This window comes from Nocardia sp. NPDC052316 (assembly GCF_044547795.1).
In the GTDB taxonomy this organism is placed as follows: Bacteria; Actinomycetota; Actinomycetes; order Mycobacteriales; family Mycobacteriaceae; genus Nocardia.
The window spans coordinates 496,907-510,705 of record NZ_JBIUBB010000004.1 but is presented as its reverse complement, the minus strand read 5'-3'; the positions used below and the strand labels follow the sequence as shown (position 1 = coordinate 510,705).

At 67.9% G+C, this 13,799-nt stretch carries 15 protein-coding genes; 6 read left to right on the top strand and 9 right to left on the bottom strand.

All coding sequences use genetic code 11. From position 1 onward, the window contains the following. Positions 1–17: 17 nt before the first annotated feature. The 5 genes from ACIHA7_RS20735 to ACIHA7_RS20715 all read right to left on the bottom strand — a co-directional run bounded on the left by ACIHA7_RS20735 (position 18) and on the right by ACIHA7_RS20715 (position 4,471). Positions 18–539 carry a transporter gene (locus ACIHA7_RS20735; protein ID WP_397291771.1) on the bottom strand — a complete coding sequence of 174 codons (522 nt, stop codon included), beginning with the start codon at positions 537–539 and terminating at the stop codon, positions 18–20. Further along, on the bottom strand, positions 540–1,850 hold the full coding sequence (locus tag ACIHA7_RS20730) for a dihydroorotase (protein WP_397291767.1): 1,311 nt from the start codon (positions 1,848–1,850) through the stop codon (positions 540–542). Further along, complete coding sequence (locus ACIHA7_RS20725) at positions 1,847–2,806, bottom strand: aspartate carbamoyltransferase catalytic subunit (RefSeq protein WP_397291763.1); 960 nt, start codon at positions 2,804–2,806, stop codon at positions 1,847–1,849. Before ACIHA7_RS20725 ends, ACIHA7_RS20730 begins: the two co-directional genes overlap by 4 nt. A gap of 46 nt (positions 2,807–2,852) precedes the next feature. Then, positions 2,853–3,485: a bifunctional pyr operon transcriptional regulator/uracil phosphoribosyltransferase PyrR gene (gene pyrR, locus ACIHA7_RS20720; protein WP_397291759.1), complete on the bottom strand. Its 633-nt coding sequence runs from the start codon at positions 3,483–3,485 to the stop codon at positions 2,853–2,855. Positions 3,486–3,631: 146 nt separating this feature from the next. Further along, positions 3,632–4,471, bottom strand: a complete 840-nt coding sequence (locus ACIHA7_RS20715; RefSeq protein WP_397291755.1) for an SAM-dependent methyltransferase — start codon at positions 4,469–4,471, stop codon at positions 3,632–3,634. Between the two features lie 133 nt (positions 4,472–4,604). Here ACIHA7_RS20715 and ACIHA7_RS20710 point away from each other — a divergent pair, with 133 nt between their 5' ends. Together ACIHA7_RS20710 and ACIHA7_RS20705 are read left to right on the top strand one after the other, a co-directional pair. Then, positions 4,605–5,231 carry an alpha-ketoglutarate-dependent dioxygenase AlkB gene (locus tag ACIHA7_RS20710; protein ID WP_397291751.1) on the top strand — a complete coding sequence of 209 codons (627 nt, stop codon included), beginning with the start codon at positions 4,605–4,607 and terminating at the stop codon, positions 5,229–5,231. Between the two features lie 48 nt (positions 5,232–5,279). Beyond that, the gene (locus ACIHA7_RS20705) at positions 5,280–5,729 is read left to right on the top strand and encodes an SgcJ/EcaC family oxidoreductase (RefSeq protein ID WP_397291747.1); all 450 of its coding nucleotides are present in this window, start codon (positions 5,280–5,282) and stop codon (positions 5,727–5,729) included. Positions 5,730–5,860: 131 nt separating this feature from the next. On the opposite strand, the gene ACIHA7_RS20700 is transcribed toward ACIHA7_RS20705, so the two are convergent. Next, entirely contained in the window at positions 5,861–6,529 is a 669-nt protein-coding gene (locus ACIHA7_RS20700; RefSeq protein ID WP_397291743.1) for a hypothetical protein, read from the bottom strand. A 156-nt stretch (positions 6,530–6,685) separates the two neighbouring features. Here ACIHA7_RS20700 and ACIHA7_RS20695 point away from each other — a divergent pair, with 156 nt between their 5' ends. Next, positions 6,686–7,399 carry an HD domain-containing protein gene (locus ACIHA7_RS20695; protein ID WP_397291740.1) on the top strand — a complete coding sequence of 238 codons (714 nt, stop codon included), beginning with the start codon at positions 6,686–6,688 and terminating at the stop codon, positions 7,397–7,399. Positions 7,400–7,482: 83 nt separating this feature from the next. Next, positions 7,483–8,304: a lysostaphin resistance A-like protein gene (locus tag ACIHA7_RS20690; protein ID WP_397291736.1), complete on the top strand. Its 822-nt coding sequence runs from the start codon at positions 7,483–7,485 to the stop codon at positions 8,302–8,304. A gap of 45 nt (positions 8,305–8,349) precedes the next feature. Here the strand turns inward: ACIHA7_RS20690 and ACIHA7_RS20685 are convergent, their stop codons facing one another. Next, on the bottom strand, positions 8,350–8,925 hold the full coding sequence (locus ACIHA7_RS20685; RefSeq protein ID WP_397291732.1) for a TetR/AcrR family transcriptional regulator: 576 nt from the start codon (positions 8,923–8,925) through the stop codon (positions 8,350–8,352). A gap of 85 nt (positions 8,926–9,010) precedes the next feature. On the opposite strand from ACIHA7_RS20685, the gene ACIHA7_RS20680 reads away from it, so the two are divergent. After that, positions 9,011–9,991, top strand: coding sequence for a zinc-binding alcohol dehydrogenase family protein (locus tag ACIHA7_RS20680; protein WP_397291727.1), 981 nt, complete (start codon positions 9,011–9,013; stop codon positions 9,989–9,991). A gap of 633 nt (positions 9,992–10,624) precedes the next feature. On the opposite strand, the gene ACIHA7_RS20675 is transcribed toward ACIHA7_RS20680, so the two are convergent. Both ACIHA7_RS20675 and ACIHA7_RS20670 read right to left on the bottom strand, forming a co-directional pair. Beyond that, the gene (locus tag ACIHA7_RS20675) at positions 10,625–11,860 is read right to left on the bottom strand and encodes an FAD-dependent oxidoreductase (RefSeq protein WP_397291723.1); all 1,236 of its coding nucleotides are present in this window, start codon (positions 11,858–11,860) and stop codon (positions 10,625–10,627) included. A 109-nt stretch (positions 11,861–11,969) separates the two neighbouring features. Continuing rightward, positions 11,970–12,530 carry a DUF4334 domain-containing protein gene (locus ACIHA7_RS20670; RefSeq protein ID WP_397291720.1) on the bottom strand — a complete coding sequence of 187 codons (561 nt, stop codon included), beginning with the start codon at positions 12,528–12,530 and terminating at the stop codon, positions 11,970–11,972. A gap of 198 nt (positions 12,531–12,728) precedes the next feature. On the opposite strand from ACIHA7_RS20670, the gene ACIHA7_RS20665 reads away from it, so the two are divergent. After that, entirely contained in the window at positions 12,729–13,796 is a 1,068-nt protein-coding gene (locus ACIHA7_RS20665; RefSeq protein WP_397291716.1) for a hypothetical protein, read from the top strand. Positions 13,797–13,799 lie beyond the last annotated feature (3 nt).

The following is a 13,799-nucleotide window of genomic DNA, read 5'->3' as shown; positions in this document are numbered from 1 at the left end:
GCTGCGCGATACTGCGGTCATATTTCGTCGTCTCCCGTCGTAGTGCTGGTCTGGTCCGCCTGCAGGCCACGCGTCCAAGCCGGGTACACCGACTTGTCGTCACCGCGGAAACCGGTATCTATCTCCGTTCCGGTGGGCAGCTTCCAGCGAACTACCAGCACACCATCTTCTGTCATCACTTTGCCCGCATGCCCGCGCTCGGTGCGCACCGCGGTGATGGATTCCTGCGGTATCCAGATCACCGTCGCGCCGTCCCGCTCGAGCAGAATTCCTCGTTCGAACCGGGTGAGTTCGGCCGTGGCCCGGAAACCCAAGTCGCCAACCGCGATCCGGTCCTGCCAGCTGGGCGCCATGGTGCTGCCCAGATACAGTCCGGTGGTCGGCTCGAGCAGTTGGGCGCCGAGGTCGGCGGGCACGGCGGGCAGTTCGCCGATGCTGCTCACCTGGCGTGCGGCCCGGTTCTGCCAGCCCCGATACATCAACCAGATGCACAGGGCGAACAGCGCGGCAAGCCCGATTACCCACAGTGTTCTCTCCACTTACGGACCTCCTCGGTTACCCACCGCTTTGCCATCGCGGGCGGTTACCCGGCCCCGGAGCAACGTCGTAGTCACTCGAGCCGGGAACGTCATGTCCTCGAACGGCGTGTTGTTCGAGATGCTGGCGAGCTCCTTGGCGCGCACCGTCCAGCTGGCCTCGGGGTCGACCAGCGTCAGGTTCGCGGGCTCACCGACCTCGATCGGCCTGCCGTGCTCGTCGAGCCCGACGATCGCGGCGGGCTGCTCGCTCATCACCCTGGCGACACCGCGCCAGTCCAGCAGGCCGGGCTGCACCATGGTCTGCACGATGATGGACAGCGCGGTCTCCAGGCCGAGCATGCCGGGGCGGGCGGCGGCGAACTCGCAGCACTTGTCCTGCTCGGCGTGCGGGGCGTGGTCGGTGGCGACGCAGTCGATGACGCCGTCGGCCAGCGCCTGGCGCAGCGCGGCGGCGTCGGAGGCCTCGCGCAGCGGCGGGTTGACCTTGTTGACCGCGTCGTAGGTCTCCAGGCGCGAATCGTCGAGCAGCAGGTGGTGCGGGGTGACCTCGGCGGTGATCGAGATGCCTTGCGCCTTGGCCCATTTCACCAGCTCGACGGTGCCGGCGGTGGAGGCGTGGCAGATGTGCACGCGCGCACCGGCATCGCGGGCCAGCAGCGCGTCGCGCGCCACGATCGACTCCTCGGCGGCGCGCGGCCAGCCGGCCAGGCCGAGGCGCGCCGCGGTGGGGCCCTCGTGCGCGATCGCGCCGACAGTGAGTCGCGGCTCCTCCGCGTGCTGAGCGATCAGTACCCCGAGGGTGTTCGCGTATTCCAGCGCACGGCGCATGAGCAGCGGGTCGTAGACGCAGTGGCCGTCGTCGGAGAACATCCGCACCGCGCCGACACCGGCGGCCATGGTGCCCATCTCGGCGAGCTGCTTGCCTTCGAGGCCCACGGTGACCGCGCCCACCGGGTACACGTCGACCAGGCCGACCTCTTGCCCGCGCCGCCACACGTGGTCGGTGACGACCACCGAGTCGGCCACCGGGTTGGTGTTCGCCATCGCGAACACCGCCGTGTAACCGCCCAACGCGGCTGCGGCGGAACCGGATTCGATGGTTTCGGTGTCCTCGCGGCCTGGCTCGCGCAGGTGCGTGTGCAGATCGACGAAGCCGGGCAGCAGGATCTGGCCGCTGGCGTCGATGACCTCCACGTCGTCGTCTGCGGTGAGATCGGTACCGATCTCCCGGATCACGCCGTCGGCCACCAGCACGTCGACCGGCTCACCCTCGCCGTATACCAAGGCGCCCTTGATCAACAGCTCCGTCATGCCACCGCCTCCTGCGTACCGACCAGCAGCCGGAACAGGACGGCCATGCGCATGTGTACTCCGTTCGTCACCTGTTGCAAGATCGCGGCCTGCGCCGAATCGGCCACCGGCGAGGCGATTTCCATGCCGCGCAGCATCGGGCCGGGATGCAGGACCGTCGCGTGCTCGTCCAGCAGCGCGAGCCTGCGTTCGGACAGTCCGTAATTGATCGAGTATTCGCGGGCCGACGGGAAGAAGCCGCCGTTCATCCGCTCGGCCTGCACGCGCAGCATGAGAACCGCGTCGGCGCCGGGCAATTCGGCGTCCAGCGAGTGCGCGATCCTGGCGGGCCAAGCGTCCACGCCCACCGGAAGCAGGGTGCGCGGGGCGACCAGCACCACCTCCGCACCGAGGGTGGCCAGCAGGAAGACGTTCGAGCGGGCCACCCGGCTGTGCAGGATGTCACCGACGATGACGACCCGCTTGCCCGCGATATCGCCGAGCCGCTGGCGCAGGGTCAGCGCGTCGAGCAACGCCTGGGTGGGGTGCTCGTGCGTGCCGTCGCCCGCGTTGATGATGGCCGGGCCGGAGGTGCGGCCGGACTGCACCGCCCAGGCGTCCATCCAGCGCGCGATCTGGTGTGCGGCACCGGAAGCCGGATGCCGCACGATCAGCGCGTCGGCGCCCGCGGCGTGCAGGGTGAGCGCGGTGTCGCGCAACGATTCACCCTTGGAGACCGACGAGCTGCTCGCGCTGACATTGATCACGTCTGCGCTCATCCACTTGCCCGCGACCTCGAACGACACCCGGGTGCGGGTGGAGTTCTCGTAGAACACCGTCATCACGGTGCGGCCGCGCAGGGTCGGCAGCTTGTGTACCTCGCGGCCGAGCAGCGCCTGCTCGAAACGTTCGGCCTCGTCCAGCAACTCCGTCGCGGTGGCGCGATCCAGATCGCTGACAGTCAACAAATGCCTCACGACCGCACCTCGCCGACACTCGGTTCCGTCGTCCAGCAGCATGTGCTCACGCTTCCGCCTCCTGGCGCAGATAAACGCCGTCGCGGCCGTCGTGTTCGGTGAGCAGGACCGAGATGTCTTCCGAGCGCGAGGTCGGCACGTTCTTGCCCACGTAGTCGGCCCGGATCGGGAGTTCGCGGTGGCCGCGGTCGATGAGCACCGCGAGTTGCACGGCGCGCGGGCGGCCGAGGTCGCGCAGCCCGTCCAGGGCGGAGCGCACGGTGCGGCCGGAGAAGAGGACGTCGTCGATCAGCACGACCAGCGCGTCTTCGATGCCGCCCTCCGGGACCGAGGTGCGCTCCAGCGGCCGGTGCGGCCGGGTACGCAGGTCGTCGCGGTAGAGGGTGATGTCGAGCGAGCCGAGGGCCGGGCGGACGCCGGAGAACTCCTCGATCTTGTCGGTGAGCCGCGCGGCCAGCGAGGTGCCCCTGGTGGGGATGCCGATGAGCACGACGCGTGGCGCGCCTTGTTCGCCCGCGTCCAGCGCGGTCTTCTCGATGATCTGATGCGCGATACGCGCGATGGTCCTGCTCACATCGGAAGCCGACAACAGCTCCCGCCCCGCCTCCACCCCCTCGGGGGTGTGTCGCTGCGATGCCTCGGCAGCGCCGGACTTGGCAGCCCGTTCGGGCACGGCCATGCCGACCTCCTTCCCCGCCTCACCGGACGGTCCGTTAAAGGATGTCTTACGGCAAGCAGCGTAACAGCGCCCGAAACCCGGCTTTCACCAGGTGTAGCGCGGTGTGAGCGGTGCCACGACCGCGCTGTGAGCGGGGCCACGCCCGATCACCCGCGCACCGCGATTATCAAACCGACACCAGGGTTGTCGAGTGGACGGCCCAGCGGCGCGACGAGCTCGGCCCAGCTGCGGAAGGTGGTGTGCCAGCCGCGGTCCGCGAGCCATTCCGCGGCGTCGGGTCCCAAGCCCGCGAGCCTGCCCTCTTCCTCCTGCCCGGCACGGACGAGTCGGCGGAGTTCGCTGTACTGGGCGGGGTTTTCGTCGACCGCGAACCGCAGAACGTCGAAACGGCTTGTCGGAGCGGAGAGTTCGGTCAGCTTTTCGGCGAGCCGCAGCGCATCCGCGCGGGACAGGTATCCGAGCACCCCTTCGTCGACCCAGTGCGTCGGGACGTCCGGCTGAAAACCGTTCATGCGCAGCGCTTCAGCCCAGTCACCTCGCAGATCGGCGGCGACCACCCTGCGGTCACAAGTCGGTGCGACACCCGCCAGGACCGGCTCCTTGAACGCGAACAGCTCCGGCAAATCGACCTCGAAGAAGCGAATGCCGGCCGGCAACCCCATTCGGAATGCGCGCGTATCCAATCCGGCGCCGAGCACGACGACCTGCCGGCAACCCTGCGCCACCGCTTCGGTCACCTGGTCGTCGATCAGCCGGACAGTAATCGTCCGGCCATCGAAGAACGTGTCGGCCACCGCTTCCAGCTGAGCCCAGCGCCGCGCGCCGTCCTCGGTCGCGGCGAAACCGTGGCGCGCGGCCGCGACGAAGTCCCGCGCGAGCGGATCGTCGTACAGCCGGTCCGGCCGGTCCGATTCCCGCACCCGGATGACCGCGACTCCTATCGCGGTCATCGCGACCCCCGCCATCGGCGCTTCCGGTCCACTCATCGCCTACTCCCCTTCGTGTTCACGTGCCGCCCGGCTCAGTTAAGCGAACGGTGCGCGGCCGCGCTCGAATATCTCGACCGCCGCGTCCGAATTTCGCTAGCACATATGTTCGATTCGGGGTAGATTCGCTGGCATGTCGACACCGCTGCAGGGATCACTGCTCGACGGGTTCGGTGATACCGAATTCGGGTCGCTTCGCGCCGCGCGGCGCACGGTGCTGGACCGCGGCGCCTGGGTGGACGTGCTGCCCGGGTGGCTGTTGGGCGCCGACGCACTGTTCGACCGGCTGGTCGATGATGTGCCATGGAAGGCCGAACGGCGGCCGATGTACGACCGCGTGGTGGATGTGCCGCGGTTGCTGAAGTTCTACGAGGAGCACGAGCCGCTGCCCGATCCGGCGCTGGCCGACGCGCGACAGGCATTGAGCGAGCACTATCGGCGCGAACTCGGCGAGCCGTTCCGCACGGCCGGGTTGTGCTACTACCGCGACGGGCAGGACAGCGTCGCCTGGCACGGCGACAACTTCGGCCGCGGCGCGACCCAGGACACCATGGTCGCGATCGTGTCGATCGGCGCGCCGCGCGCACTGCTGCTGCGCCCGCGCGGGGGCGGCGAGAGCATTCGTTACCAGGTGGGGCACGGCGATCTGCTGGTGATGGGCGGCTCCTGCCAGCGCACCTGGGAGCACGCCGTGCCGAAGACACGGAAGCCGACCGGCCCGCGGATCAGCATCCAGTTCCGCACCCGCGGTGTGCGCTGAGACGGTGCGCCTTGACATGAACCAATGTTGAGGTTGGAGGCTGACCCCATGAGCACGGAGACCTTTCAACCGCCCACCGTCGGCGACACGACCGTCGACCACACCGCCGATATCGCGGCCATCGAGCAGATCATCGGGAATGTCGAGACCGCGTACAACACCAACGACGCCGACCTGATGACCGCCGACTTCACCGCGAACGCCACTGTTGTCAACGCGGTAGGCGCACTGATGACTGGGCGCGACGCGCTCCTCGAGGCGAATCGTCGCGGGCTGGCAGGTTTCCTGAAGGACCAGTACGTCCGCTACGAGATCACCGACATCACTTTTCTGCGCCCCGACGTGGCACTCGCGCACAAGGTGGCGCGGGCGACCACCGCCGACGGCCAGCTGATCGATATCGACCACGCGATGATCGCGCTCTACGTCCTGGTCAAAGAGGAAGGGCGCTGGTGGACAGCGGCCAGGCAGAACACCCTGATCCCCAAGGCCGACTGACCACCACCCAACGGCGCAGCGCCGCAACAGCACCGAGGGGTGCGGCGCTGCGCCGAATCCGCACCCGCTCACGGGACCCGCACCGGCTACGGACGCCCGCAGCGGGTGCCGATCCCGAGAACAGGTGCAGCCTAGTTCGATGCGGGTTCGGGAAGGCGGGAGCGGCGTAGGGCTGCGGCGTGGGACCAGATGGCGCGTTCGTCGTCCTCGGTGATGGGTCCGCAGTGGTCGGCTCCGAGGACGTCGATGCGGGCGCGACGGGCGGTGGTCACGCGACTGCGATAGTCGCGAAAGATCTGCACCTCACCGTTGTTCTCCGGGTAATCCAGATAGTGATAGTCCATGCCGTAATAGGCATAGGTGCCCAGCGTCGCGAGACATTGCGCCAGTTCACGCAATTGGTCGGGCGCGCCGAAAAGAGTGACCAAGCCGCCGATTCGATCCACCCGCAGCCAGCCCGTGGGCTGCGGCACATGGCGATCGAATCGTTCGCCCACATCCTTCGCCCGCCACGCCCGCATCTCCTCGACGGCCCCGTTCAACCCGAAGGTCTGCCAGCGCACGGTGCCTTCGGAGCGTTCACGGAACGGCAGCCGGCGCCGCAGCGCCACCGCCGCCGCCCTGGTGAAGACGGTCAACTCCGACGGCACGAACACGATCGGATCCGACGGCGCCCCGTCGAACGGATTCGAGTCCAGCTGCGCCGGATCGAGTACGACGAGGGTGCCTGGCCTGCGCTGATACGCCAGCCCCCACACCAACCGCGCGAGCACCCGCGCACCGCGCCAGTCGGTCAGCACGTGCCAGGTGTCGTGAAAACGGTTGGTGGCGAAGCGGAAGTCGCCGTTTACCTCCGGTTCCTGCCTCGCGTTCCATTCAGGACACCACGGCGCTACCGGCGCCGGCAACGGATTTTTACCGCGACGCCGAGCGCGATGCGCCGTTAGATTGGCAGCATGAGCAATCCTGGGGCGGGGGTCTTGGCCGTGATGCCGCTGCACACGATCAGCGAGGTCTACGGCGAGGCCGGGCTGCGCGAACGATTACTGCTGGAGATCGCGGACCTGCCGGACGCCGACCGGCTCGCCGACGCGCTCGAACTGGCCACCGAACTCCACCGCGACGACCGCTACGGGCGCGAACCGTATCTCAATCATCTACTGCGCGTGGCCATTCGGATCATCAGTCACTATCGGGTCCGCGACGGCGACCTGGTCGCGGCGGGCCTGCTGCACGATGCCGTCGAGGATCACCCGGTGGAGCTGGCCGGCGACCGGCCTGGACCGGCCACCGCGGCCGCCCTCGCCGAACTCGCCGACCGCTTCGGCGAGCGGGTGGCCGAGCTGGTCGCGGCGGTCACCAATCCCGAACCGGACCCGTCGATCGACCGGCACCTGCAATACCGCGAACATGTCGCCGCCAATCTCGAGCAGGCCCCCTGGGCCAGGATCATCAAGCTCTCCGACTTCACCGACAACGGGGTGGGCATCCTGTACGCGACCGAGCCGGCCATGCACAAGCTCGCCGCCAAATACCGTCCACTGACCGCCGTCTACCGCGACCTCGTCACCCGAGCGGACACGCCCTTGGCCGACGATGTGAAGCAGCACATCCTCGGCCAACTCGACAGTGCGGACGAACGTTTCGAGGCCATCCTCGCTCCCGAGTGACGTCGACAACGCGTCTCGTTCTTTCGGATGACATCCGGTCCGCTGGGTCGGCACGGTAGTCCGCCGATGGCATCGTGAGGCGTATGCGACTCCGACAGCGCGGCGGCCTCCTCCTGCTAGCGGGACTCTCGGTGTACATCGCCGCGGTGGTGACGCTGATCGCGACGGGGCACACCATGCTGCGTGTCTCGGCCACCGACGACGACACCGTGGCGTTGTGGATGACCGTCCTGACGGCAGCCTGCGGGCTCGCGGTCGCCTGGCTGGTGCCGCCGAAGCGACGCGACGACATCCTGTTACCGACCGCCGATCCCCGTGCGGTCCAACGCCAGGCGTGGTGGCTGCTCGCTCTCGGTCTGACTTTCGCGGTCGGCTTCTACCTCTCCTCCGGCGGCGATCTGTGGTTCGTCGGGTTGAAACTGCTTCTGCTGGTGGCTGTTCCGCTGTTGTTCCGGTTGGCGGCGGGCCGCGAGTGGTATCGGGCCGACACGCAAGGCCGCTGGCTGCGCCCGATGCCCGCGGTACTGGCCTTCCTGGCCTTGTTCACCTTGTTCGGGCGGCCCTACTCCGGTGCGCCACCGGATCTCGTCGCCGTGCTCGCCGTGTTCGTCCTGAACGCGCTGCTGGAGGAGATCTTCTACCGGGTCTGGCTGCAGACCAGGCTGGAGGCCACCGTCGGACGCTGGCCCGCCATCGTGGTCACCTCGCTGATATTCGCCGCCTGGCACGTGAAGATCCACGGCGGCAACGGTTTCGGCATCGACCTCGCCGCCACCTTCGTCCACATCGGCGGCTACGGCCTCTTCCTCGGCTACCTGTGGTCGCGGTACCGGAATCCCTGGTTGCTGTTCCTGGTGCACGGCATCATCAATCTGCCGATCGCGATGATGGCCGCAATGCTTTAGCGCACACCATGTTTCGGGGTCGCCGGGTTTCAGGGTGAGCTTGTTTCAAGGTCGGCGCAGCACCGACTCGACCAGTTCGCGCACGGCGCCGAGCAGCCGGTCGGTCTCACCGGAGCGGACCATGGTCGGCACCAGTTCGCCGCCGATCGCGGCGAGCAGCAACCTGCCGACCACCTGGGCATCGAGGTCGGGGCGAGCTTCCTGCAGTAGCGCGGTGATGTGGTTGTCCCAGAACGCGTGGAACTCCCCGGTGCGCGGGTGCGGTGGCACGGTGCGATAGGCGACCATCAGCTCCGAATTCTCGATCACCAGACGCGTCATCGCGTCGAAGTAGGCGAGCAGTCGTGCGTCGGCGGGCGCGCCGGGGCCCAGGGGCGGCGGCCCGCCGGTGATCGCGTCCATCAACGTGAGCGCGCTCTCGGCGACCATCTCGTGCAGCAGCCCCGCGCGATTGCCGAACCGGTGAAAAATGGTGCCCTTCCCCACCCCGGCCGCGGCGGCGACCCGGTCCATGGTGATCGCCTCGGCGCCGTGTTCGGCCAGCAGCGCGGTCGTCGCGTCGAGAATCGCACGCCGATTGCGCGCGGCGTCGGCCCGTTCCTTCGGACGCCGGTCGGTCATCACACCCGCTTTCATTGACAAACTTGACCGCCGGTCCATATCGTTGCGAAGTAACTGGACCGATAGTCAACTTATGGAGTTCATGATGAAGGCAATCGTAATGACGGGGGCCGGTGGGCCCGAGGTATTGGTCCTCGAGGAGGTTGCGGTGCCGCAGGCCGGTGCGGGTGAGGTCGTCATCCGCGCCGAGGCCATCCCGGTCCTGTTCCCGGAGACCAAGCTGCGCTCCGGGGAGTTCCCGCTCGGCGTCGAGCCGCCGCTGGCGTTCGGATTCCAGGCAGCCGGTGTGGTGACCGAAGTAGGGCCGGACGTAGATTCCGCACTGATCGGCCGCCGCGTGACAGTGGCCACCAAGGGCTTCGGTGCCTACGCCGAATTCGTCAGCGCACCAAGCGATTCCGTGACAACGATCCCCGACGGCCTGTCCTCGGTGGACGCGGCGGCAGTGCTGATGAGCGGGTCGGTGGCGCTGCCACTGCTGGAAACCTCCCGGCTCACTGGCGCCGAGACGGTGCTGATCGAAGCCGCCGCAACAGGTATCGGCAGCTACCTTACCCAGCTCGCCAAGGAGTACGGCGCCGCCCGCGTCATCGCCACGGCGGGCGGGCCCGCGAAGATCGAACAGGCCCGCAAGCTCGGCGCCGACGAGGTGATCGATCACAATGACCCCGCATGGCCGGCCCAACTACGCGAAACCCTCGGCGGCGCAACGCTCGACGTGGTCTTCGACTCGATCGGCGGCGGCACCGCCCGCGACCTCCTCGACCTCATGACGCCGCTACACGGCCGCATGCTCAGCTACGGCTGGCTCTCCGGCGCCCCCGCCCAGCTGAGCGCCGCCGACCTGATCACCCGCGGCCTGACCCTGACCGGTTGCGCGGGCCCCGCCTGGCTGACCCGAGTCGCCGCCGCGCACACCGCAACCCTGAACCGAGCCGCCGCAGGAGGTCTGGACCCGCTGGTCGACACAGTGCTGCCGCTGGACCAAGCCGCACACGCGCATCAGCTGATAGAAAGCCGCACACCACTCGGCAGGGTCATCCTCCGCCCCGACCACACGTCATAGCCAGGACTAAGCCTTGCTGCGCAATACTTTTCGGCGCAGATGAAGTTGCCAACGGCTCGTGCGCACGACGGACAGGGCCATCCCGCTGCCATACGCCAAGCCACAGAAATGGACTGCCGCGCAACCCTTCTCGGAACACACGAAGCTACCAACGGCTCGTGCGCACGACGGGCAAGGTCATCCTGCATCCCGGCCACACGTCAAGCCACAGTTAATGGCCTGCTGCGCGACACTTCTCGGCGCACACGAAGTTGCCAACGGCTCGTGCGCACGACGGACAGGGCCATCCCGCGGCCATACGTCAAGCCACAGATAATGGCCTGCTGCGCGACACTTCTCGGCGCACATGAAGTTGCCGACGGCTCGTGCGCACGACGGGCAGGAACTGCGCGGCGAACCCGCGCTGTTCGGAACCGCAGCGAACCAGAGGTACGAAGCAGCGCCGTCCAGCTCGCGCCGCGCACCATTCGGCGGGCCTGTCGAAGTTTCGCGCACACAGGGATCACCTAGGCGCGGCGAGTCAGTGAAACCTGCGCGCCAAGTCAGCGAAAACCCGCGCGCCAGACCAGTGAAGACCCGCGCGCCAGGCCAGTGAAGACCCGCGCGCCAAGTCAGTGAAGACCCGCACGCCAGTCAGCTGGGGGCGCGGCGGGCGAAGTCGGGGGCGTGCTCGGGGAGAATTCCGCGGGCTACCAGGAACGCTGGAATGCTGCGCACCACGGGGATTCGGCGCAGCACGCGGACCGGCAGCGGGGCCTGCGGGGCGTTGGCGATATTGATGCCGCCTTCGAGCGCGGGACGGAGCACCCGTGCGTGCAGAACCCGTTGCATGCCTTGGGTTACCACGGTCGGCAGGGTGCGGCGGCGCTGCACCTTGGCCAGGTCCCTGGTGCTCACGTTTTTCGAGAGCAGCGGCGCGGCAAGGATTCTCGCGGCCGCGACGGCGTCCTGGACGGCCAGGTTGATGCCGACACCACCGACCGGGGACATGGCGTGCGCGGCATCCCCGATGAACAGCAGTCCCCCGGTGTACCAGGTGGTCAGCCGGTCGAGCCGGACGTCGAGCAGTTTCACCTCGTCCCAGCTGGTGAGCGCGTCGACCCGGTCGCGCAACCAGGGCACCGCGTCGGCCATCGTGCGCATGATCTCCTCGACCGGGCCGCGCCGCGCTACCGCGTCGGTGCCCTTGGCGATGAGGGTGGCGCACTGCCAGTAGTCGCCGCGGTCGAGCAGGACCGCGACGCGGTGCGCGGTGACGATCGGTACCGCACCCGCGGGGTCGGTCTCGTTGCGCGGCAGCCGGAACCACCACACGTCCATCGGCGTCGACCAAACCCGCGACGCCAGCCCCGCGGCGGCGCGCAGCACCGAACCGCGCCCGTCGCAGGCGACGGTGAGGTCGGCTCGGATCTCCCCGGTGCCACCGTCGGTGGTCCGGTAGCCGACGCCGGCGACCTTACCGTCCGACCAGATCAGTTCGGTGGCTTCGGTATTCATCCGCAGCCGGAAGGTCGGCTCCTGCTGGGCGGCGCGGGCCAGCAAGTCGAGCAGGTCCCACTGCGGCACCATGGCGATGTACTTGTGCTTGCCGGGCAGATCGCGCAGCGAGGCGAAGGTCTGCAACCCGGAGGCGGTGGCCAGCTGTATCTGTTCCAGTTTGCGCGAGGGCAGTTTCGCGAACTCCGCGCCGAGCCCGAGCTCGTCGAGCAGGTCGAGGGTGGTGGGGTGCACGGTATCGCCGCGGAAGTCGCGCAGGAAGTCCTTGTGCTTCTCCAGGACGGTCACCTCGACGCCGGCCCGCGCGAGCAGCAGTCCGAGGATCATCCCGGCCGGTCCCCCGCCGACCACCAGGCAGGTCGTGTGTTCCATCGACTGTCCCTCCCCGGTCAGTGCCGCAAGGTATCGCCTGTACCGAAAATGCTACTGGCTGCTGCTGCCAGGCGGGCCGAGATGCGCTGTCGCGGATCGAAACTCATTGTCAGGGCGTGGCTTCCTGCCGCAGGATGAAGAAGTACGGCTCGGCCAACCCGCGCATATCCATCACGCCGAGCAGCGTGTGCGCGTCGACCCGCCGGAAGTGATCAATGATCGGCAGGTGGTCGTAGATCATCGCCGCACTGAGCACACCGCGATACGCCACATTCCGCAGACGCGCTGTCGGCCGGTGCGTTTGGAACGCGAACCGAAGGTAGCCGAGCATCTTCCGGCCTGCCCGCACACCCGCCATCGGCACGCGCCCCGCGAGCCCGAGCGGCACCCGCCGTGGATCCACCGGAAAGACCACGCCGTCGGCGGCGAACAGCAGCGGATGCACGGTATCCGCGTCATCGAACTGCTTGCCGTACCACCCCGAAGCGACAAGCACACCGGCGAACGGATGCCCGGTGTCCAGTTCGTCGCCCCGCCAGCGTCCGGTGGTGATCTCGGTAAACGGCACAGCGGGCAGGCGGTCGAAGAACGCCGAGGCCTGCTCGGGGGTGCAGCGATGAGCGCGCAGTGCCGCCAGCTCGGCCGCCGCCGTTGCGTTCGTGTCGGCCATGTCCGATCTCCTCACTGTTGCGATGATGCAACGCCAACTCTATCTCTCTGTCTGAGCTGCCCCGGTGCGCAGGGCGCAACAGGACTGGTCCGTCGGGTTTATCCGTTGTGCCGCTGCACGAATCACCGGGCACAGCGACTGGCAGACGATTACGCTGAGGTCGTCTGTCGGGGCCCGCGGGGTGGAAAGAGAGCGCAGATGGGGCGTTTTTCAGCGCAGCTGCGAACCGATCTCGAGTGGATCAAATCCAATGCGGAAAGCGTGGTCGCGGTGGCGCTAGCCGTGACCATGAGCGTGTTGGGCCTCGTCGACGTGATCCCCACCGATCTGGTCAGCAAGGTCATTCCGCTCACGCTCGGTGTGGTCGCCTATGCGATGCTGCGGGACCGGTGGCGTCAGGAATCGGTGAACACGGAGATCCGGCAGACGATCACCGAGGTCGCGGGCACGCTGCGCGATCTCCATGATCGGGTCGCCACGCTGACACCCGTCGAAGGCGTGCTGGAACGCACCCAGCGCACGCTCGACGACCTGGCCGCCGTGCGCTTCGCCGTCGGCGCCGAGGTCTCGGAGGCCCTTGCCAAGGCGCGGCAAGGCACCGAACGCTGGACGTTCAAGGGCGGCACCGGCGCGCACACCCGCGTGGTGACGCTGCCGGACTGCCTCAAACAGGCCCATCACGACGGCCGGGATTTCCACGCGCGCATCGAGATTCTCGATCCCACGGATCTCGATGTCTGCCAACGCTATGCGGCGCTGTATCGGACGCTGGCCGAAGGCGAGAACGACGACGCGCTCACCTGGACCGGCAAGGGCACGCAAATCGAGTTGTACGCAACGATTCTCGCGGTCTGCTGGTACAAACAGCGGCTGCGCCAATTCCTCGACATCGAGATCGCGCTCACCTCGAGTGTGTCGATGTTTCGCTGGGACATGTCCTCGCGCTATCTGATCGTCACCCAACGCGGGCCGCGTTTTCCGGCGATGATCGTGCAACGCGGCCAGCCCTATTACGACTCGTGGCGGACCGAGTTGCAGACCAGCTTCCACGAATGCCGCCGCGTGCCCATCGAACGGGCGCCCCGGGTTCCGCTCGATCAGGAGCCGACCGTCGCGGAGGTACGGACGCTGTTCGAGGTCCTCGGTCTGGACATCCCCGACGACTACGACGACGCCGACGTCCAGGTGATCATCGAAAAGGCACTGCGCGACAGCAATCCGTTCCTGCGCGGCGCCGGGGACAACCTGGCGCGCGGCGTCGCCTAGCCG